The organism is Pseudomonas sp. GW821-FHT09E04 (assembly GCF_059416185.1).
In genome coordinates, this window is the sequence record NZ_JBWKOR010000004.1 from 457355 (window position 1) to 478501 (window position 21147).

At 61.9% G+C, this 21147-nt stretch carries 18 protein-coding genes; 7 read left to right on the forward strand and 11 right to left on the reverse strand.

What is annotated here, in order from left to right; translation table 11 throughout:
- Nucleotides 1–108: 108 nt before the first annotated feature.
- A complete protein-coding gene (locus AC07N4_RS17175) occupies nt 109–1506 on the forward strand; it encodes a NorM family multidrug efflux MATE transporter (RefSeq protein ID WP_096817311.1) in 1398 nt (465 codons plus the stop codon).
- Nucleotides 1507–1550: 44 nt separating this feature from the next.
- On the opposite strand, the gene AC07N4_RS17180 is transcribed toward AC07N4_RS17175, so the two are convergent.
- The gene (locus tag AC07N4_RS17180) at nt 1551–3224 is read right to left on the reverse strand and encodes a putative bifunctional diguanylate cyclase/phosphodiesterase (protein ID WP_096817309.1); all 1674 of its coding nucleotides are present in this window, start codon (nt 3222–3224) and stop codon (nt 1551–1553) included.
- 264 nt (nt 3225–3488) lie between these two features.
- Between AC07N4_RS17180 and rep the strand changes: the two genes are divergently transcribed.
- Complete coding sequence (gene rep, locus AC07N4_RS17185; RefSeq protein ID WP_085731399.1) at nt 3489–5498, forward strand: DNA helicase Rep; 2010 nt, start codon at nt 3489–3491, stop codon at nt 5496–5498.
- A 57-nt stretch (nt 5499–5555) separates the two neighbouring features.
- Entirely contained in the window at nt 5556–6128 is a 573-nt protein-coding gene (locus AC07N4_RS17190; protein ID WP_007920398.1) for a xanthine phosphoribosyltransferase, read from the forward strand.
- Between the two features lie 69 nt (nt 6129–6197).
- Here the strand turns inward: AC07N4_RS17190 and AC07N4_RS17195 are convergent, their stop codons facing one another.
- The 6 genes from AC07N4_RS17195 to dadA all read right to left on the reverse strand — a co-directional run bounded on the left by AC07N4_RS17195 (nt 6198) and on the right by dadA (nt 12292).
- Complete coding sequence (locus AC07N4_RS17195) at nt 6198–8120, reverse strand: acetyl-CoA hydrolase/transferase C-terminal domain-containing protein (RefSeq protein WP_102620716.1); 1923 nt, start codon at nt 8118–8120, stop codon at nt 6198–6200.
- 136 nt (nt 8121–8256) lie between these two features.
- Nucleotides 8257–8673, reverse strand: a complete 417-nt coding sequence (locus AC07N4_RS17200; RefSeq protein WP_025112727.1) for a c-type cytochrome — start codon at nt 8671–8673, stop codon at nt 8257–8259.
- Nucleotides 8674–8855: 182 nt separating this feature from the next.
- The gene (locus AC07N4_RS17205) at nt 8856–9404 is read right to left on the reverse strand and encodes a cupin domain-containing protein (protein WP_096817305.1); all 549 of its coding nucleotides are present in this window, start codon (nt 9402–9404) and stop codon (nt 8856–8858) included.
- 89 nt (nt 9405–9493) lie between these two features.
- The gene (gene alr / locus AC07N4_RS17210; RefSeq protein WP_493065756.1) at nt 9494–10567 is read right to left on the reverse strand and encodes an alanine racemase; all 1074 of its coding nucleotides are present in this window, start codon (nt 10565–10567) and stop codon (nt 9494–9496) included.
- A gap of 95 nt (nt 10568–10662) precedes the next feature.
- A complete protein-coding gene (locus tag AC07N4_RS17215; protein ID WP_039765240.1) occupies nt 10663–11016 on the reverse strand; it encodes a RidA family protein in 354 nt (117 codons plus the stop codon).
- Nucleotides 10988–12292 (reverse strand): D-amino acid dehydrogenase, encoded by a 1305-nt coding sequence (dadA, locus tag AC07N4_RS17220; protein ID WP_273537730.1) that lies wholly within the window; start codon nt 12290–12292, stop codon nt 10988–10990. Before dadA ends, AC07N4_RS17215 begins: the two co-directional genes overlap by 29 nt.
- Nucleotides 12293–12447: 155 nt before the next feature.
- Between dadA and AC07N4_RS17225 the strand changes: the two genes are divergently transcribed.
- A complete protein-coding gene (locus tag AC07N4_RS17225; RefSeq protein WP_003177284.1) occupies nt 12448–12936 on the forward strand; it encodes an Lrp/AsnC ligand binding domain-containing protein in 489 nt (162 codons plus the stop codon).
- A gap of 4 nt (nt 12937–12940) precedes the next feature.
- Here the strand turns inward: AC07N4_RS17225 and AC07N4_RS17230 are convergent, their stop codons facing one another.
- Nucleotides 12941–13294 carry a YkgJ family cysteine cluster protein gene (locus AC07N4_RS17230; protein ID WP_085685871.1) on the reverse strand — a complete coding sequence of 118 codons (354 nt, stop codon included), beginning with the start codon at nt 13292–13294 and terminating at the stop codon, nt 12941–12943.
- 145 nt (nt 13295–13439) lie between these two features.
- Between AC07N4_RS17230 and AC07N4_RS17235 the strand changes: the two genes are divergently transcribed.
- Nucleotides 13440–14750, forward strand: coding sequence for an NAD(P)/FAD-dependent oxidoreductase (locus tag AC07N4_RS17235; RefSeq protein WP_493065625.1), 1311 nt, complete (start codon nt 13440–13442; stop codon nt 14748–14750).
- Nucleotides 14751–14784: 34 nt separating this feature from the next.
- Here AC07N4_RS17235 and AC07N4_RS17240 read toward each other — a convergent pair whose 3' ends face one another.
- Nucleotides 14785–15030: a DUF1127 domain-containing protein gene (locus AC07N4_RS17240; protein ID WP_192559289.1), complete on the reverse strand. Its 246-nt coding sequence runs from the start codon at nt 15028–15030 to the stop codon at nt 14785–14787.
- Between the two features lie 179 nt (nt 15031–15209).
- Here AC07N4_RS17240 and AC07N4_RS17245 point away from each other — a divergent pair, with 179 nt between their 5' ends.
- The gene (locus tag AC07N4_RS17245; RefSeq protein WP_192559290.1) at nt 15210–16631 is read left to right on the forward strand and encodes an aminotransferase-like domain-containing protein; all 1422 of its coding nucleotides are present in this window, start codon (nt 15210–15212) and stop codon (nt 16629–16631) included.
- Between the two features lie 60 nt (nt 16632–16691).
- Nucleotides 16692–18260 (forward strand): phospholipase D family protein, encoded by a 1569-nt coding sequence (locus tag AC07N4_RS17250; RefSeq protein WP_493065624.1) that lies wholly within the window; start codon nt 16692–16694, stop codon nt 18258–18260.
- Between the two features lie 21 nt (nt 18261–18281).
- Here the strand turns inward: AC07N4_RS17250 and AC07N4_RS17255 are convergent, their stop codons facing one another.
- Together AC07N4_RS17255 and AC07N4_RS17260 are read right to left on the reverse strand one after the other, a co-directional pair.
- Entirely contained in the window at nt 18282–19427 is a 1146-nt protein-coding gene (locus AC07N4_RS17255; protein ID WP_096817292.1) for an MFS transporter, read from the reverse strand.
- A gap of 184 nt (nt 19428–19611) precedes the next feature.
- Nucleotides 19612–21105 (reverse strand): aldehyde dehydrogenase, encoded by a 1494-nt coding sequence (locus tag AC07N4_RS17260; RefSeq protein WP_085708877.1) that lies wholly within the window; start codon nt 21103–21105, stop codon nt 19612–19614.
- Nucleotides 21106–21147 lie beyond the last annotated feature (42 nt).

The following is a 21147-nucleotide window of genomic DNA, read 5'->3' on the forward strand; positions in this document are numbered from 1 at the left end:
GGATGAGTTTTAATCATGCCACCCATCCTTTTTATCCCTTTGTGCAAGCCGCGCCAAACCCTGAGAATCGACGGTCTCTTGCTCCCTCTTTATACGGATGTGAACACCATGCAGCGTCCTGTGCGTACCGAACTCTGGGCCATCCTGCGGCTGGCGGGGCCGTTGATTGCCTCGCAGTTGGCACACATGCTGATGGTGCTGACCGACACCCTGATGATGGCCCGCCTCAGCCCCGAAGCGCTGGCCGGTGGCGGTCTGGGCGCCGCGAGCTATTCGTTCGTGTCGATCTTCTGCATCGGTGTGATCGCGGCGGTCGGCACCCTGGTCGCGATCCGTCAGGGTGCCGGCGATATTATCGGCGCCGCCAAGCTGACCCAGGCCGGGTTGTGGCTGGCGTGGCTGATGGCGCTCGGTGCCGGGCTGCTGCTGTGGAACCTGAAACCGGTGCTGTTGCTGTTCGGCCAGACCGAGACCAACGTCAACGCGGCCGGGCAGTTTCTGATCGCGCTGCCGTTTGCCCTGCCCGGCTACCTGAGCTTCATGGCCCTGCGCGGCTTCACCAGCGCCATCGGCCGGGCGACACCGGTGATGGTCATCAGCCTCGCCGGCACCGTGGCCAACTTCCTGCTCAATTACGCGCTGATCACCGGCATGTTCGGCCTGCCAAAGCTGGGGCTGACCGGTATCGGACTGGTCACGGCGATTGTCGCCAACTGCATGGCACTGGCGCTGGCGTGGCATATCCGTCGGCATCCGGCCTATGACGCTTACCCGCTGCGCGAGGGCCTGTCGCGGCCAAACCGGCAGTACCTGAAAGAACTCTGGCGCCTGGGTCTGCCGATCGGAGGCACCTACGCGGTGGAGGTCGGGTTGTTCGCTTTCGCGGCGCTGTGCATGGGCACCATGGGCAGTACGCAACTGGCGGCGCATCAGATCGCTCTGCAAATCGTCTCGGTGGCGTTCATGGTGCCGGCGGGGATGTCGTATGCGATCACCATGCGCGTCGGCCAGCATTACGGCGCCGGGCAATTGAACGATGCGCGGATGTCCGGGCGGGTCGGCATCGTCTTCGGTGCAGTGGTGATGCTGGGGTTTGCGATGGTGTTCTGGTTGCTGCCGAATCAGCTGGTCGGTTTGTTCCTCGACCATAACGACCCGGCCTTTGCCGAGGTGATTCGTCTGGCCGTGAGCCTGCTGGCGGTGGCGGCGTGGTTCGAGCTGTTCGACGGCACGCAGACCATTGCCATGGGCTGTATTCGTGGGCTGAAGGATGCCAAAACCACGTTTCTGGTCGGACTCGGTTGCTACTGGCTGATCGGCGCGCCGGCGGCGTGGCTGATGGCGTTCCATCTACATTGGGGGCCAACTGGCGTCTGGTGGGGACTGGCGCTGGGGCTGGCGTGCGCGGCGATCAGCCTGACGCTGGCGTTCGAATGGAAGATGAAGCGGATGATTCGTCTGGAGCCCGCACCCTCGAAGCCGTTCGCCGTCGCCCAGCCTGAATAGGTGTTTCCCTGTGGGAGCAGGCTTGCTCCCACAGGGTTCTGTGGTTAAACCACGATTTCCAGCGGCGGCTGCTGACTCGCATCGAAGGTCAGGTATTCAACCAGCTCCGCCAACGGCAACGGCTTGCTGATCAGATACCCCTGCACCTGATCGCAGCCGAACCCGCGCAGCAATTCCATCTGCTCCGGGGTTTCCACCCCTTCGGCCACCACTTCCAGGTGCAGGTTGTGCGCGAGATTGATCATCGCGTGCACCAGTTTGCGGTTTTCTTCGCGCTGCTCCATGCCGCCGACGAAGCTCTTGTCGATCTTCAGCAAGGTGATCGGCAGGCTGTTGAGGTGCACGAACGACGAGAATCCGGTGCCAAAGTCATCCAGCGAGAAGCGCACGCCAAGGCGGCCAAGGGCGTCCATGGTCTGTTTGACCAAGTCGCTGCGGCGCATCACGGCGGTTTCGGTGAGTTCGAATTCCAGCCACTGCGCCTCGACACCGCGCTCGGCGATCAGACGACTGAGCGTCGGTAGCAACTGGCTGTCCTGGAACTGGCGGAACGACAGGTTGATCGCCATGTGCAGCGCCGGCAATCCGCGTTCGCGCAAGGCCTGCATGTCACGCAGAGCCCGGGAAATCACCCAGTAACCCAGCGGCACGATCAGACCGCTCTGCTCGGCCAGCGGCACGAATTCGCTCGGTGGCAGCAAGCCGCGCTCACTGTGACGCCAGCGCACCAGCGCTTCGAGGCCGACAATCTGGCCGTCCTGCATGTTCAGACGCGGCTGGTAATGCAGTTCCAGTTCGTCGCGGCGCAAGGCTCGGCGCAGCTCGCTTTCGAGGTCGGCCATGCTTCGCGCATTGCGGTTGATCCGCTCGTTGAAGATGTGAAAGGTGCAGCCTTGCGTGCTCTTCGCCTGTTGCATGGCGATGTGTGCGTGCCACATCAACGGATCGGCGCCGCCCTGGGCGCGGGCATGGGCGATACCGAGGCTGGAGCCGATCAGCAGGCTTTCGCCATCGACCCAGTAAGGTTCGGCCAAGGCTTCGGTGATGCGTTCGGCCATCCATTCAGCCCGTTGCGGGGCGCGGCGGGTGTCGATCAGCAAGGCGAATTCGTCGCTGCCCAGGCGCGCCAGTTGATCGCCGGCCTCCAGCTGGCTTTTCAGCCGTGCGACGACTTGCAGGATCAGGCGGTCGCCGGCCTGATGGCCGAGGGCGTCGTTGGCGTGACGAAAGTTGTCGAGATCGAGGTGCCCGAGGGCCAGGCCGCGACCGTCGTTTTCGGCCAGCCGAGCCGTGAGCAGAGTCTGGAAACCCTGACGGTTGGCGATGCCGGTCAAGGGATCCTGTTCGGCCAGGCGTTGCAGGGTGTTTTCCAGCACGCCGCGTTCGCGCACATGGCGCAGGCAACGGCGAAGCATGCCGGCATCGAGGGCATCGAACACCAGCCAGTCACTGACGCCATCGGGTGCGGTCGCCGGCTCGTGCTCCAGCAGCAACACCGTCGGCAGGTTGCACCGGCCGGGCGCCGGCTGCAAAGCAGGAACGGTCAACAACACCGCATGGCGGTTGTCTTCGAACAGACTGCTGACCGACTCCCAGTTCGGCGCGCTGATCAGCACCGCCGCACTCCCCAACGGAGCCAGACACTCGCGCAATAACGCTGTCCACGCTGGCTCTTCGGCCAGTAGCAGCAAACGCAAGGGTTCGACAGGCGTAGTCAAGCTGACTCCCTAGACTCTGCAATGATGTGGGCGGCGGGCATTATGCCGTTCTGCCAACCAATGACCAAATGACAACGGTTATCAAAACGTTATTTTGTGTCACGAATGAGAACATTAGCCGCAAAATCACCGCGCATCCTGCGTGAAAGTAACAAAACCGGCAAATTTGAATCGCGTGCTGCGTCACAAGTCGGAGAGAGCAGCACAAATCGCTGAGCCTGTTAAAATGCCGGCCCATTTCGTCAACGACTCCCGAATTTTCGTATGTCCCGACTCAATCCCCGGCAGCAAGAAGCCGTGAACTACGTCGGCGGCCCTCTATTGGTGCTCGCCGGTGCTGGCTCCGGCAAGACCAGCGTGATCACGCGCAAGATTGCGCACCTGATCCAGAACTGCGGCATCCGTGCCCAGTACATCGTCGCCATGACCTTCACCAACAAGGCCGCGCGCGAGATGAAGGAACGGGTCGGCACCCTGCTGCGTGCCGGCGAAGGTCGTGGCCTGACGGTCTGCACCTTCCACAACCTGGGCCTGAACATCATCCGCAAGGAACATGAACGGCTGGGCTACAAACCCGGTTTCTCGATCTTCGACGAAACCGACGTCAAGTCGCTGATGACCGACATCATGCAGAAGGAATACGCGGGCGACGACGGCGTCGACGAGATCAAGAACATGATCGGCGCCTGGAAGAACGACCTGATCCTGCCGGCCGAAGCCCTGGAAAACGCCCGCAACCCCAAGGAACAGACCGCTGCCATCGTCTACACCCACTACCAGCGCACGCTCAAGGCGTTCAACGCGGTGGACTTCGACGACCTGATCCTGCTGCCGGTGAAGCTCTTCGAAGAGCACGCCGACATCCTCGAAAAGTGGCAGAACAAGGTGCGTTACCTGCTGGTCGACGAATACCAGGACACCAACGCCAGCCAGTACCTGCTGGTGAAAATGCTCATCGGCAAGCGCAACCAGTTCACCGTGGTAGGCGACGACGACCAGTCGATCTACGCCTGGCGCGGCGCGCGGCCGGAAAACCTGATGCTGCTCAAGGACGACTATCCGTCCCTGAAAGTGGTGATGCTGGAGCAGAACTATCGCTCCACCAGCCGCATCCTGCGCTGCGCCAACGTACTGATCTCGAACAACCCGCACGAATTCGAAAAGCAGCTGTGGAGTGAGATGGGCCACGGCGACGAGATCCGCGTGATCCGCTGCCGCAACGAGGACGCCGAAGCCGAACGCGTGGCGATGGAGATCCTCAGCCTGCACTTGCGCACCGATCGCCCGTACAGTGATTTCGCGATCCTCTATCGCGGCAACTACCAGGCCAAGCTGATCGAGCTGAAACTGCAGCACCATCAGGTGCCGTACCGTCTGAGCGGCGGCAACAGCTTCTTCGGCCGCCAGGAAGTGAAAGACCTGATGGCCTACTTCCGCCTGATCGTGAACCCGGACGACGACAACGCCTTCCTGCGCGTGATCAACGTGCCGCGCCGCGAGATCGGCTCGACGACCCTGGAAAAACTCGGCAACTACGCCACCGAACGCAAGATTTCGATGTACGCCGCCACCGACGAACTCGGCCTCGGCGAGCATCTGGACAGCCGCTTCACCGATCGTCTGTCGCGCTTCAAGCGCTTCATGGACAAGGTGCGCGAGCAGTGCGCCGGCGAAGACCCGATCTCCGCCCTGCGCAGCATGGTCATGGACATCGACTACGAGAACTGGCTGCGCACCAACAGTTCCAGCGACAAGGCCGCGGACTACCGGATGAGCAACGTCTGGTTCCTGATCGAAGCCTTGAAGAACACCCTGGAAAAAGACGAAGACGGCGAAATGACCGTCGAGGACGCCATCGGCAAACTCGTCCTGCGTGACATGCTGGAACGTCAGCAGGAAGAGGAAGACGGCGCCGAAGGCGTGCAGATGATGACCCTGCATGCGTCCAAGGGACTGGAATTCCCTTACGTGTTCATCATGGGCATGGAAGAGGAAATCCTCCCGCACCGCTCCAGCATCGAAGCCGACACCATCGAAGAAGAACGCCGCCTGGCCTACGTGGGCATCACCCGCGCACGCCAGACCCTCGCGTTCACCTTCGCCGCCAAGCGTAAACAGTACGGCGAGATCATCGACTGCGCGCCAAGCCGCTTCCTCGATGAGCTGCCGCCGGACGACCTGGCCTGGGAAGGCAACGACGACACACCGACCGAAGTCAAAGCCGTGCGGGGCAATAGCGCATTGGCTGATATACGCGCGATGTTAAAGCGCTAGAATTGACCACTTTTTACTAGACCTTCGGCGCACAAAGCGCCAAATGAGGACAGCTTCATGGAAGCATTGCACCAGAAAATCCGCGAACAAGGCATCGTGCTTTCCGACCAGGTCCTGAAGGTCGACGCCTTCCTGAACCACCAGATCGACCCGGCCCTGATGAAGCTGATCGGCGACGAATTCGCCTCGCTGTTCAAGGATTCCGGCATCACCAAAATCGTCACCATCGAAGCGTCGGGCATCGCCCCGGCGATCATGACCGGTCTGAACCTCGGCGTGCCGGTGATCTTCGCCCGCAAGCAACAGTCCCTGACCCTGACTGAAAACCTGCTGTCGGCGACCGTTTACTCGTTCACCAAGAAGACCGAAAGCACCGTGGCCATCTCCCCGCGTCACCTGACCAGCAGCGACCGCGTGCTGATCATCGACGACTTCCTGGCCAACGGTAAGGCGTCCCAGGCGCTGATCTCGATCATCAAGCAAGCCGGCGCCACCGTCGCGGGCCTGGGCATCGTGATCGAGAAGTCGTTCCAGGGCGGCCGTGCGGAGCTGGATTCGCAGGGTTACCGCGTCGAGTCGCTGGCTCGCGTGAAATCGCTGAAAGATGGCGTGGTTACTTTCATCGAGTAACCCGCAACACCGCAGGACTTCTGTGGGAGCCAGTTTGCTGGCTCCCACCGTTGTTTTGGGGGTGGACAGTTATTGCGCGGTGGCCTTCAGGCCAGTGAGCAACAACCGCTGAAACAGGTCTTCTTTCAGACCTTCCGGGTGGGTGAGCTGCATGCGCGCCAGATGCTCCGGATACAGCGAAGCCTCCGGCGCATCCAGCGCTGCCTTGCCCAGCTCCAGAATCTCGGTCAGTTTGAACTTGCTCTTCAGCCAGTTCAGCGCCCGCAGCAAATCCTTCTCGACCTCATTGAAATCGCAGCCCAGCGGATATTCCGGAAACAGATTCGGATGCCGTGCGGCAATCGCCTGCAAGCGTTGCGGGGTGTTGTCGGTAAAGCGTGGATCGAGGCGGAAATCCTTCGGCAGTTTGCCGACCTTCTGTGCCTGCTCGATCAGACCCTGCTGGAAGCGCGAATCGCTGATATTGAGCAGCGCTTCGATCACCACCGCATCGGACTTACCGCGCAGATCGGCGATGCCGTACTCGGTCACCACGATATCCCGCAGGTGCCGTGGAATCGTGCAGTGGCCATACTCCCAGACAATGTTCGAACTGACGTCACCGCCGGACTCGCGCCAGCTGCGCAGCAGCAGAATCGAACGCGCATCGTGCAGCGCATGGCCCTGGGCAACGAAGTTGTACTGCCCGCCGACGCCGCTGAGCACCCGGCCATCCTGTAGCTGATCGGACACCCCGGCTCCGAGCAGGGTCATGGTGAATGCGGTGTTGATGAATCGTGCATCAAGGCGCTGCAGGCGTTTGAGTTCTTCCTGACCGTACAGCTCGTTGATGTAGCTGATGCGGGTCATGTTGAATTCAAGGCGTTTGCTGTGGGGCAGCTCACGCAGTCGCTCATAGAAGCTGCGCGGCCCGAGGAAAAAACCGCCGTGCACTGAAATGCCGTCGGTTTGCGCCGCCTCGTCGAGGTTGCCGGCGTTGGCCTGTTGCTGGGTCTGCACGTCCGGGTAGACCTTGCGCCGGATGATCCCGGCGTCCGCCAGCACCAGCAGGCCGTTGACGAACATTTCGCTGCAACCGTAAAGGCCCTTGGCGAACGGTTCGATGCCGCCCTCGCGCTCGATCAATTGCGCCCACTGGCTGAGATTCACATCGGCCAGCAACTCCCGGTAGCCTACATTGTCGGCCTGACGCGCCAGCAACGCAGCGGTCAGCGCGTCACCCATCGAGCCAATGCCGATCTGCAAGGTGCCGCCGTCGCGCACCAACGTACTGGCGTGCAGGCCGATGAAGTGGTCCTGAAACCCGACGGGCATGTTCGGCGTGGAAAACAGCGTGCTGTTGTCCTTCTCATCAATCAGCAGGTCGAAGGTGTCAATTTCGACTTCGGCGTCGCCCGGCATGTACGGCAACTCGGTGTGCACCTGGCCGACCAGCAGAACGGTCTCCCCCGCCGCCCGGCGTTTGGCGATCATCGGGAACAGGTCGAGGGTGATGTCCGGATTGCAGCTCAGGCTCAAGCGATCAGGATGTTCGCTGCTGCTGGCGAGCAACTGCGCCACCAGGTTCAGCCCGGCGGCGTAGATGTCGCGGGCTGCATGGCTGTAGTTGCTGCTGACGTAGTCCTGCTGGGCCGGCGCGCTGTTGAGCAGGCTGCCGGGCTGCATGAAGAATTGCTCGATGCGGATGTTGGCCGGCAGGCTGTCGCGGTGCAGGTCAGCAAGGAAATCCAGCTCCGGGTAATCACCGAACACCCGCTCGACGAAGGGTTCGATGAAGCGCTTCTGCAAACCGTCGCCCAACGAAGGTCGGCCGAGGCACAGCGCGGTGTAGATCGTCAGTTGCCGCTCCGGCAAACCGGCGATGCGCCGGTACAGCGCGTTGACGAAGAGATTGGGTTTGCCCAGCCCCAGCGGCAGACCCATGTGGATGTGCGCCGGCAACCGAGCCAGTACGTCGTCCACTGCCTGTTCGATCGAACACAACTGCACCATCTGAAGCCTCCCGCCCGTTCCGTGAATAGAGGTACGACCGAGATTGCCGGTTGTTTGCTGCAATGAACAGCCTCGGGCCTGAATCGCAGGCACAAAAAAACCGTCCGAAGACGGTTTTTTTCGTCAGAAGTGCACCTTATTTCAGGCCGGACATCTTCTGGATGGCGCCCTTCAGCTCGTCATCCGAGCAATCGGCGCAGGTGCCTTTCGGAGGCATCGAGTTCAGGCCGGTGATGGCTTTGGCCAGCAGGCCGTCGAGGCCGCCCTGGTGATCGGCACGGTCTTTCCAGGCTGCTGCGTCACCGATTTTCGGTGCGCCCAACAGGCCGGTTCCGTGGCAAGCGTTGCAATGTTTGGCAATCACTTCGTCCGGCGTCTTGGCGCCGCCACCGCCGCCTGCCGAAGCAGCGACTTCCATCCCCTTGCACTCTTGCCCTTGAACACAGACCTGGCCGACGGGCTCGAGGCGTTTGGCAATGTCGTCATTCGTCGCAGCTTGAGCGCTGACAGCCCAGAGGGCCAGTACGGTTGCTGGTGCAGCCAGCATTTTCATAATTAGATTCACGCGTTCACCCTCAATGGTGGCTATTCACGCCTGCGGCCACGGTTCGCAGGCGGGCGCAAGTATAGCGGTTAGCCCGCCACACTGAAACAACCCCAAAGTTAAAGGGGTCTTGTTGCGCATCGGTCAAACAGTCCGGACACCTTTGCCGCACTGGCCTGGCGTCTCTCGGTTTAAAAATTCGCCGGCGTGGCTGCGCTGATTAGTCGCGCAGGCGAGTCGAACGGATTACGGAAACGATGCGGCTTGGTACTTTCAAAGTAGTAGCTGTCGCCGGCTTCGAGGATAAAAGTTTCAAGGCCCACCACCAGCTCCAGTCTTCCTTCCACCAGAATCCCGGTTTCCTCGCCTTCGTGGGTGAGCATTTCTTCGCCAGTGTCGGCGCCCGGCGGATAGATTTCATTGAGGAACGCGATGGCCCGGCTCGGGTGCGCGCGGCCGACCAGTTTCATGGTCACGGCGCCGTCGGAAATGTCGATCAGCTCGTTGGCCTTGTAGACGATCTGGGTCGGTTTTTCCTGCAGGATCTCTTCGGAAAAGAATTCGACCATTGACATGGGAATCCCGCCCAGCACCTTCCTCAGCGAACTGATCGAAGGGCTGACACTGTTCTTTTCGATCATCGAAATGGTGCTGTTGGTGACGCCCGCGCGCTTGGCGAGTTCACGCTGGGAAAGCCCTTTGAGCTTGCGGATCGATTGCAGTCGTTCACCGACGTCCAAGGCTTGGGCCTCCTGAGTGTTGTAGAAATATTGAGCGTTATCATGGCGACAGCGTTCAGTATTTACAACACTTGGGCCCAGCCTGGGCTTCAACCCTCGGAATAGAGCCTTGGGACCCGACGCAGGTTGCAGAAGATCTGGTACGGAATGGTGTCCGCCCACTTCGCCACTTCGCTGGCGAGGATGTTCTTGCCCCACAGCTCGACGGTCGAACCGAGGCCGGCTTCCGGCACGTCGGTCAGGTCGATGCAGAGCATGTCCATCGACACCCGGCCAAGAATGCGGCTGCGTTGGCCGGCCACCAGTACCGGCGTGCCGGTCGGCGCCTGACGCGGGTAACCGTCGGCGTAACCCATGGCAACCACACCGATGCGCATCGGTTTGTCGGTGACGAATTTCGCGCCGTAGCCCACCGGTTCGCCGGCTGGCAGCTCGCGCACATTGATGACTTTCGATTCCAGCGTCATCACCGGTTGCAGGCGATCGGCCACGGCGTTGGCTTCTTCGAACGGGGTGGCGCCGTAAAGCATGATGCCAGGACGCACCCAGTCGCTGTGAATCTGTGGCCAGCCCAGCACCGCCGGCGAGTTGCGCAGGCTGACTTCGGCTGCCAGCCCCTGACGTGCGGCTTCGAACACCGCAACCTGATCGGCGCTGCTCTGCTCATGCAATTCATCGGCACGGGCGAAGTGGCTCATCAGCACGACTTTCGCCACTTTGCCGCTGGCCAGCAAACGCTGGTAAGCCGATGGGTAATCCTTCGGATGCAGGCCAACGCGGTGCATGCCCGAATCCAGTTTCAGCCACACGGTGATCGGTTTGCTCAACGCCGCCTGCTCGATCGCTTCGAGCTGCCACAGCGAATGCACCACGCACCAGAAATCATGCTCGACAATCAGCGCCAGCTCATCGGCCTCGAAAAAGCCTTCAAGCAACAGCACCGGCGCACGAATCCCGGCGGCACGCAGTTCCAGGGCTTCTTCGATACACGCCACCGCGAAGCCGTCCGCTTCAGCCTCCAGCGCCTGGGCGCAACGCACTGCGCCGTGGCCGTAGGCATCGGCCTTGATCACCGCGAGTGCCTTGGCACCGGTGACTTCACGGGCGATACGGTAGTTGTGACGCAGGGCTTGAAGGTCGATCAGGGCACGGGCAGGACGCATGGCAGCAGACTTCTTGGCGGTCATGGGAATAAAAACCGGCGCTGGCTGACGGCGTGAACCGCCAACAGCACCGGGAGAGGGATCTTTAAAACAGGTTACGGCAACGCGGCGACGATGGAGATCTCGACCAGGATGCTCGGCTTGGCCATCTTCGCTTCGACGGTGGCACGGGCTGGCGCGGCGCCTTTGGGCAGCCACTGGTCCCACACCGAATTCATCCCGGCGAAATGCGCCTCGATGTCGTTCAGGTAGATCGTCGCCGACAGCAGATGCTGCTTGTCAGTCCCGGCCAGATCCAGCAAACGCTCGATGTTGGCGAGCACGTCGCGGGTCTGCTGTTCCACCCCGGCGTTGAAGTCATCGCCGACCTGCCCGGACAGATACACCGTACCGTTGTGGCTGACGATCTGACTCATGCGCTCATTGGTGAGCTGGCGCTGGATTGCCATGCTTTGCGGACTCCTGGGTCTTGTTGCCATAACGGGAAATATCGAGGCCTTCGGCACTGATCTGCGGCTTTTTCTTCGCCATCAGGTCAGCCAGCAAGCGACCGGAGCCGCACGCCATGGTCCAGCCGAGGGTGCCGTGACCGGTGTTCAGGAACAGATTCTTGAACGGGGTGGCGCCGACGATCGGGGTGCCATCCGGCGTGGTTGGACGCAGGCCGGTCCAGAAACTCGCTTCGGCCAGGTTGCCGCCCTGAGGATAAAGGTCGTTGACGATCATCTCCAGGGTTTCACGCCGACGCGGGTTCAGCGACAGGTCAAAACCGGCGATCTCCGCCATGCCGCCGACGCGGATGCGGTTGTCGAAACGGGTAATCGCGACCTTGTAGGTCTCGTCGAGAATGGTCGAGGTCGGGGCCATGGCCGGGTTGGTGATCGGCACGGTCAGCGAGTAGCCCTTCAACGGATAGACCGGGGCCTTGATGCCCAGCGGCTTGAGCAGTTGCGGCGAGTAGCTGCCGAGAGCCAGCACGTAGCGATCGGCGGTTTCCAGCTTGCCGTCGATCCACACGCCGTTGATACGGTCACCGGCGAAATCGAGGCGCTGGATGTCCTGGCCAAAACGGAATTCCACACCCAGGTTCACGGCCATTTCGGCGAGGCGGGTGGTGAAGATCTGGCAGTCGCCGGTCTGGTCATTCGGCAGGCGCAGGGCACCGGCGAGGATGTCGGTGACGCTGGCCAGGGCCGGCTCGACGCGGGCAATGCCGGCGCGGTCGAGGACTTCGAACGGTACGCCGGACTCTTTCAGAACGGCGATGTCCTTGGCGGCGCCATCAAGTTGCGCCTGAGTGCGGAACAGCTGGGTGGTACCCAGGCTGCGGCCTTCGTAGGCAATGCCGGTTTCGGCGCGCAATTCGTCGAGGCAGTCGCGGCTGTACTCGGACAGACGCACCATGCGTTCCTTGTTCACCGCGTAACGGTTGGCGGTGCAGTTGCGCAGCATCTGCGCCATCCACAGGTATTGGTCGATGTCGGAGGTGGCCTTGATCGCCAGCGGCGCGTGGCGTTGCAGCAGCCACTTGATGGCCTTGAGCGGCACGCCCGGCGCGGCCCACGGCGAGGCATAGCCCGGCGAGACCTGGCCTGCGTTGGCGAAACTGGTCTCCATGGCCGCGGCTGGCTGCCGGTCGACCACCACCACTTCAAACCCGGCACGGGCCAGATAGTAAGCACTGGCGGTACCGATGACGCCGCTACCCAAGACCATAACGCGCATTTTTGTATCCCTCATCGCGGCGTGCCGCGTACGTCTGTTGTTAGAGCAATGATGCGCGCAGTGTAAAAAAGATTCGCCAGTGCTTTTCACTGTATAAGCGCCTATATTTGGCGACAATTCTCGGCAAAAACCCTTTTCACGGAGGCGCATCCCCTATGCGTACCAACACTCAGACCAAACGTGAGCTGGACAAGATCGACCGCAACATTTTGCGGATCCTGCAGGCGGACGGGCGGATTTCATTCACCGAACTGGGCGAAAAGGTCGGGCTCTCCACCACGCCTTGCACGGAGCGGGTGCGGCGCCTTGAGCGCGAGGGGATCATCATGGGCTACAACGCCCGCCTGAATCCGCAGCACTTGAAGGGTAGTCTCCTGGTGTTCGTCGAGATCAGCCTCGACTACAAATCCGGCGATACTTTCGAAGAGTTCCGACGCGCGGTGCTGAAATTGCCCCACGTGCTCGAATGCCACCTGGTGTCAGGGGATTTCGACTATCTGGTGAAGGCGCGGATTTCCGAGATGGCCTCGTACCGCAAGCTGCTGGGCGACATCCTGCTCAAGCTGCCGCACGTGCGTGAATCCAAGAGCTACATCGTGATGGAAGAAGTGAAAGAGAGCCTGAGCCTGCCGATTCCGGACTGATCGCTCAGACCAGCACCTGCCGGTTTTCGGCCATGTACTCGAACACCTGCTTCTCGACCCGTGGGTGAATCAGCTCCACCGGCCGCCGGCCGTTGGGGCACGGCAGGGTCTGGGTGGTGCCGAACAACCGGCAGATCAGCGGCCGCTCGTCATACACCGTGCAGCCGTTCGGCCCCAGGTGCACACAGTTGAGTTCTTCCATGGCCGCGTCCTGCTCGGCGCGCGTCTTGCGCGGCAGGCGGGCCATTTCCTCGGGCGAGGTGGTCACCGGCCCACAGCAGTCATGACAGCCCGGCACGCACTCGAACGTGGGAATCTGCTGACGCAGGGTGCGGATTTTCTGACTGTTGCAGCTCATTGCAGCGGTAACCGGAGCGAAATAGGCGGCAATTGTGCCGCAAAAGCCGTGATCCAGACACCATGAACCGACCAATGTTGCCCGGCCTCGGGCCTGCGGCTTATGCTCCGTCAAATTTTCTCGACACCCGCTCAGGATGACGCCCATGAATGCCCGCGCCCACGCCTCCGCGAGCCAACCCCACGTTGCCTCTTATTATGCCGCCAGCAGCCTGCCGCAGCCCGACCACCCGGTACTGCAAGGCGAACTGATTGCCGACGTGTGCGTGGTCGGTGGCGGTTTCTCCGGGCTGAACACCGCGCTGGAACTGGCTGAGCGCGGCTTGAGCGTGGTGCTGCTGGAAGCGCACCGGATCGGCTGGGGCGCCAGCGGTCGCAACGGCGGGCAACTGATTCGCGGCGTAGGCCACGGGCTCGACCAGTTCGCCAACGTGATCGGCACCGACGGCGTGCGTCAGATGAAGCTCATGGGCCTGGAAGCGGTGGAAATCGTCCGACAGCGCGTTGAAAAATTTCAGATCCGCTGCGACCTGACCTGGGGTTATTGCGACCTCGCCAACAAACCTTCCGACCTGGAAGGATTCGCCGAAGACGCCGAAGAACTGCGAGGCCTTGGTTACCGCTACGAAACCCGTTTGCTGCAAGCGAACGAGATGCACACCGTGGTCGGTTCCAAACGCTATGTCGGCGGCCTCATCGACATGGGTTCCGGCCACCTGCACCCACTGAACCTGGCACTCGGCGAAGCCGCAGCGGCGCAGCAACTGGGCGTCAAACTGTTCGAACAATCGGCGGTCACCCACATTGATTACGGCCCCGAAGTCCGGGTGCACACGGCGCAAGGCTCGGTGCGGGCGAAGACTCTGGTGCTCGGCTGCAACGCCTATCTCAACAATCTGAATCCGCAACTCAGCGGCAAGGTGCTGCCCGCCGGTAGCTACATCATCGCCACCGAACCACTGAGCGAAGAACAGGCCCACGCCCTGTTGCCGCAGAACATGGCGGTCTGCGACCAGCGCGTGGCACTGGATTACTACCGGCTCTCGGCGGATCGTCGCCTGTTGTTCGGCGGCGCTTGCCATTACTCGGGGCGCGATCCGAAGGACATCGCCGCGTATATGCAGCCGAAGATGCTGGAAGTGTTCCCGCAGCTCGCGTCAGTGAAGATCGATTATCAGTGGGGCGGGATGATCGGCATCGGTGCCAACCGTCTGCCGCAGATTGGCCGGCTCGCCGACCAGCCGAACGTGTATTTCGCCCAGGCCTATTCCGGCCATGGTGTGAACGCCACGCACCTGGCGGGCAAGTTGCTGGCCGAGGCCATCAGCGGCCAGCACAGCGGTGGCTTCGACCTGTTCGCCAAAGTGCCACATATCACCTTCCCCGGCGGCAAGCATCTGCGTTCGCCGTTGCTGGCGTTGGGGATGTTGTGGCATCGGCTCAAAGAGCTGGTCTGAGCTCGTTCCCACGCTCTGCGTGGGAACGATCCTTCTAGATCCGCCAGAACGGCTTCAACCCCTCCTCCAGCGCCTGTTCCCGTGTCAGCCCGACATCCTTGAGCTGCTCCGGCGTCAGGCCCAGCAACGCCTTGCGCGTGTGCAGACGATGCCAGAACAGACCCCAGCGACTCAGCCCGGACGGTGCGTTGCGCATGATCTCGTTGCGCGCGTTGTCCTGTTGCCCTGCCTCCAGTTCCTGACTGTGTAACGTCAGCCGCACATCGCTCAAGCCGTTCATTTTCATTGCTCCTGTTTACTTGGGTAGCCAGAGATTCCATGATGCGCGGGTCGACAAAAGCATTACAGATTCAACACATCTGTATTAACTCCATACAGATTTGCTGTTCCCGAGACTGAATTGTCGATTTACGCCGCATCTGTACTGGTTTTTCGAATCACCTGCATCGAGGCAGTGCCATGACCCTGTATGTGAACCTTGCCGAGTTGCTCGGCACCCGCATCGAACAAGGCTTCTACCGTCCTGGTGATCGCCTGCCGTCGGTGCGCGCCTTGAGCGTAGAACATGGGGTCAGCCTGAGCACGGTGCAGCAGGCCTATCGGATGCTGGAAGACAGCGGCCTGGCCACGCCCAAACCCAAATCCGGGTACTTCGTGCCGGCCGGTCGTGAGCTGCCGGAACTCCCGGCGGTCGGGCGTCCGGCCCAACGGCCGGTAGAGATTTCCCAGTGGGATCAGGTGCTTGAGCTGATTCGCGCCGTGCCGCGCAAGGACGTGGTGCAACTCGGTCGCGGCATGCCGGACATCTCGTCACCGACGATGAAGCCGCTGCTGCGCGGGCTGGCCCGTATCAGCCGCCGCCAGGACATGCCCGGTCTGTATTACGACAACATCCACGGCACCCTCGAACTGCGCGAACAGATCGCCCGGCTGATGCTCGACTCCGGCTGCCAGTTGAGCGCCAGTGATCTGGTGGTCACCACCGGTTGCCACGAAGCGCTGTCCACCAGCATCCACGCGATCTGCGAGCCCGGCGACATCGTCGCCGTGGATTCGCCGAGCTTTCACGGCGCCATGCAGACCCTCAAGGGGCTGGGCATGAAAGCCCTGGAAATCCCCACCGATCCGCTCACCGGCATCAGCCTCGAAGCCCTGGAACTGGCGCTGGAACAATGGCCGATCAAGGTCATCCAGCTCACCCCCAACTGCAACAACCCGCTCGGCTACATCATGCCGGAGTCGCGCAAACGTGCCCTGTTGAACCTGGCCCAGCGCTTCGATGTGGCAGTCATCGAGGACGATGTCTACGGCGAACTGGCCTACACCTACCCGCGCCCACGCACGATCAAATCCTTCGACGAAGACGGTCGCGTATTGCTGTGCAGTTCGTTTTCCAAGACCCTCGCGCCGGGGCTGCGTATCGGCTGGGTCGCGCCCGGTCGCTATCTCGAACGCGTACTGCACATGAAATACATCAGCACCGGCTCCACCGCGACACAACCGCAGATCGCCATCGCCGAATTTATCAAGGCCGGGCACTTCGAACCGCATTTGCGGCGGATGCGCACGCAATACCAGCGCAATCGCGACGTGATGATCGATTGGGTGACCCGCTATTTCCCGGCCGGCACCCGCGCCAGCAGACCGCAGGGCAGCTTCATGCTCTGGGTCGAACTGCCGGAAGGATTCGACACGCTGAAACTGAATCGAGCACTTCACGACCAGGGCGTACAGATTGCCGTCGGCAGCATCTTTTCCGCCTCGGGCAAGTACCGCAATTGCCTGCGCATGAACTACGCTGCCAAACCGACAGCGCTGGTCGAAGAAGCAGTCCGCAAGGTTGGCGCGGCAGCGATCAAATTGCTGGCGGAAGCCGACTGACCTTTTTCGAGAGACCCGCGTCCATATGCCGACCCTTGCCGCCAATCGGAACGATCCTACGTGAGCTTCAGACAGCCCCTATTCGCTCTGCTGTTACTCGCCTCGTTCCTTGGCGGTTGCGCGACCCTCGACGTACCGCGCGAGCCGAGTCAGGCATTGCCGGCTTCTGCATCGAGTTTCGGCCGCTCGATCCAGGCCCAGGCGGCGCCGTACAAAGGTCAGTCCGGCTTTCGTCTGCTGTCCAACAGCACCGAAGCCTTCACCGCCCGCGCCGAATTGATCCGCAACGCCCAGAGCAGCCTCGACCTGCAGTACTACATCGTCCACGACGGCATCAGTACGCGAATGCTGGTGGAAGAAGTGCTCAAGGCTGCCGACCGTGGTGTGCGAGTGCGCATCCTGCTGGACGACACCACCAGCGACGGCCTCGACCTGATCATCGCCACGCTGGCGGCGCATCCGAACATCCAGATCCGTCTGTTCAACCCCCTGAACCTGGGGCGCAGCACCGGCGTGACCCGTGCGGCCGGGCGGCTGTTCAACCTGTCACTGCAGCATCGGCGGATGCACAACAAGCTATGGCTGGCGGACAACAGCGCCGCCATCGTCGGCGGGCGCAATCTGGGTGACGAGTACTTCGATGCCGAGCCGAACCTGAACTTCACCGACATCGATATGCTCAGCGTCGGGCCGGTCGCCGAGCAGCTCGGGCACAGTTTCGACCAGTACTGGAACAGCGCCCTGAGCAAACCGACCGACGAGTTTCTCTCCAGCAAACCCTCGGCCAAAGACCTGCAGAACACCCGCACGCGCCTGGAAGAATCCCTCGAAGAAACCCGCAAGCAGAACCACGCGCTGTACCAACAGTTGATGACCTTCACCACCCACCCGCGCATGGACATCTGGCGCCGGGAGCTGATCTGGGCCTGGAACCAGGCGTTGTGGGATGCACCGAGCAAGGTGCTGGCGGACGGCAAGCCTGATCCACAACTGCTGCTGACCACGCAACTGGCACCGGAGCTGCGGGGCGCCAGCAAAGAACTGATGATGATTTCCGCCTACTTCGTACCGGGACAGCCGGGGCTGGTCTACCTGACCGGCCGCGCCGATGCGGGTGTGTCGGTGAGCCTGCTGACCAACTCGCTGGAAGCCACCGACGTGCCGGCGGTGCACGGCGGTTACGCACCCTATCGCAAGGCACTGCTGGAACATGGCGTGAAGCTGTACGAGCTGCGGCGCCAGCCTGGGGATAAGTTCGGCAGCGGCCCGCACCTGTTTTACAGCAAGTCGTTTCGCGGCTCGGATTCCAGCCTTCACAGCAAGGCGATGATCTTCGACGGGAAAAAAGCGTTCATCGGCTCGTTCAATTTCGACCCGCGCTCGGTACTGTGGAACACCGAAGTCGGGGTACTGGTGGACAGTCCCGAACTGGCTGCCCGCGTTCGGGAACTGGCCTTGCAGGGCATGGCGCCGGCGCTGAGTTACGAGGCAAAACTTCAGGACGGGAAAGTCGTCTGGGTCACCGAGGACAACGGCCAGATGCACACGTTGACCAAGGAACCCGGCAGCTGGTGGCGGCGGTTCAATGCGTGGTTCAGCACCACGGTGGGGCTGGAGCGGATGCTGTAGCAGCCCGCTCCAGCCGGATCATCAGGCCGGCTCCGGCACCTTGCCGAACGCCCCTTGCCGCGACAGCAGAATCACCAGACCGAACGCCCCGGCCGCCATGAACCACGGCAACGCGTGCCCACTGATCCATTGACTGCCCGCCCCCGCCGCCAACGGCCCGATCAGGCAACCGACACCCCACAGTTGCGCGACATGCGCATTGGCCCGCACCAGCGCGTCGTCGCGGTAGCGCTCGCCGATCAGGATCAGCGACAGGGTGAACAAACCACCGGCACTGGCGCCGAACAGCACCCACAGCGGCCAGATCAGCAAGGTGTCGATCAGCATCGGGATCGCCAGGCTCGACAGCATCAGCACCACGGCGCAACCGGTGAACAAGGTCCGCCGCGACAGGTAGTCGGCCAGCGCACCGATCGGCAATTGCAGCAGCGCATCGCCGACCACCACGGTGCTGACCATCGCCAGCGCGATTTCCGCCGTGAAGCCCTGTTGCAGGCAGTACACCGGCAACAGGGTCAGAATCATCGCCTCGAATGCGGCGAACAGCGACACCGCCCAGGCAATCGCCGGCAATTCGCGGCTGAAGCCCCACAGATCGCCGAACGTCACGCTGCTGGCCTCGCTGCTCGGTGCACCGCTGCGCCCCAGCAGCAAAAGCGGCGCAGCGATCAAAAGGCCGACACCCGCCCAGAAGCCGTAATCATGCTCGGTGCCGAGCGCACCCAGCAGTAACGGGCCGGACAGTTGGCTCAATGCATAACTGCTGCCATACAGCGCCACCAGTCGCCCGCGCCACTGCTCGACCACCAGTTGATTGATCCAGCTCTCGCCGAGGATGAACACGATCGTCAGGATTACCCCGATCATCAGCCGCAGTACCAGCCAGATCGGATAACTCGGCAACAATGCCAGCAGGCCGATGGACAATGCCCCGCCCCACAGGCACAGGCGCATCAGGTTCGCCGTACCGAAGCGCGCCGCCAGATGACTCGAAACCTTAGCCCCCAGCAACACACCGATGGCCGGCATCGCCGCCATCACGCCGATGGCGAACGAACCATAACCCCAGCCCTCCAGACGCAACGACACCAGCGGCATGCTGACACCCAGGGCCAGGCCAACACTCAAGACAGACGCCAACACGGCGAAATACGTCGCCCAACGCATGGTCCACGCTCCTGTGGATAATTTTTATATGCACCACAAAACACTGTGGGAGCGAGCTTGCTCGCGATAACGGTTTCACATTCAGCAGATGTGCTGACGGATACACCGCTTTCGCGAGCAAGCTCGCTCCCACAGGGATCTTTGTATCGTTCGGGAGCCTGCCGGAGCAGGCCCCCTCAACGGTTTACAGCTTGATCCAGGTCGCCTTCAGCTCGGTGTATTTGTCGAACGCGTGCAGCGACTTGTCACGGCCGTTGCCCGACTGCTTGAAGCCGCCGAACGGTGCGGTCATGTCGCCGCCATCGTACTGATTGACCCACACGCTGCCGGCACGCAGTGCCTTGGCGGTCAGGTGAGCCTTGGAAATGTCCTGCGTCCAGACCGCTGCCGCCAGGCCGTAAGGCGTGTCGTTGGCGATGTTGATCGCTTCCTCGGCCGTGTCGAAGGCGATGACCGACAGCACCGGGCCGAAGATTTCTTCCTGAGCGATCTTCATCGCGTTGCTCACGCCGTCGAAAATCGTTGGCTCGACGTAAGTGCCACCGGTTTCCTGAAGGATGCGCTTGCCGCCGGCCACCAGTTTGGCGCCGTCGGTGTGGCCCGACTCGATGTAGGACAGCACGGTGTTCATCTGCTGGGTGTCGACCAGCGCACCGACGTTGGTGGCCGGATCCAGCGGGTTACCTGGCTTCCAGGCTTTCAGCGCCTCGATCACCATCGGCAGGAATTTGTCCTTGATCGAACGCTCGACCAGCAGACGCGAACCGGCGGTGCAGACTTCGCCCTGGTTGAAGGCGATGGCGCTGGCAGCGGACTCGGCCGCAGCCTGCAGGTCCGGCGCATCGGCAAACACGATGTTCGGGCTCTTGCCGCCGGCTTCCAGCCAGACGCGCTTCATGTTCGATTCGCCGGAATAGATCATCAGCTGCTTGGCGATCTTGGTCGAACCGGTGAACACCAGCGTGTCGACGTCATTGTGCAGCGCCAAGGCTTTGCCGACGGTGTGGCCATAACCCGGCAACACGTTCAGCACGCCTTTCGGAATGCCGGCTTCAACCGCCAGTTCGGCGATGCGGATGGCGGTCAGCGGGGATTTTTCCGACGGCTTGAGGATCACCGAGTTACCGGTCGACAGCGCCGGGCCAAGTTTCCAGCAGGCCATCATCAGCGGGAAGTTCCACGGCACGATGGCGCCAACCACGCCCACTGGCTCGCGGGTTACCAGTCCCAACTGATCGTGCGGAGTCGCGGCGACTTCGTCGTAGATCTTGTCGATCGCTTCACCGCTCCAGCTCAGCGCTTGCGCCGCGCCCGGAACGTCGATGTACAACGAATCGCTGATCGGCTTGCCCATGTCGAGGGTTTCGAGCAGGGCCAGCTCTTCGGCGTGCTGCTTGAGCAGGCCGGCGAAACGGATCATGGTGGCTTTGCGTTTGGTCGGTGCCAGGCGCGACCAGACGCCGGAATTGAAAGTGGCGCGAGCGTTTTCCACAGCGCGCTGGGCATCGGCGGCGTCACAGCTGGCAATCTTGCCCAGCAGACGGCCATCGACCGGGCTGATGCACTCGAAGGTCTCGCCGGAGACGGCATCGGTGTACTCGCCATTAAGGTAGGCGCGGCCTTCGATCTTCAGGTCGCGGGCGCGTTGTTCCCAGTCGGCACGAGTCAGGGTGGTCATTCGAGTGTCCTCCTCTTGTTGAATACGAGCGCCGCGCGATCT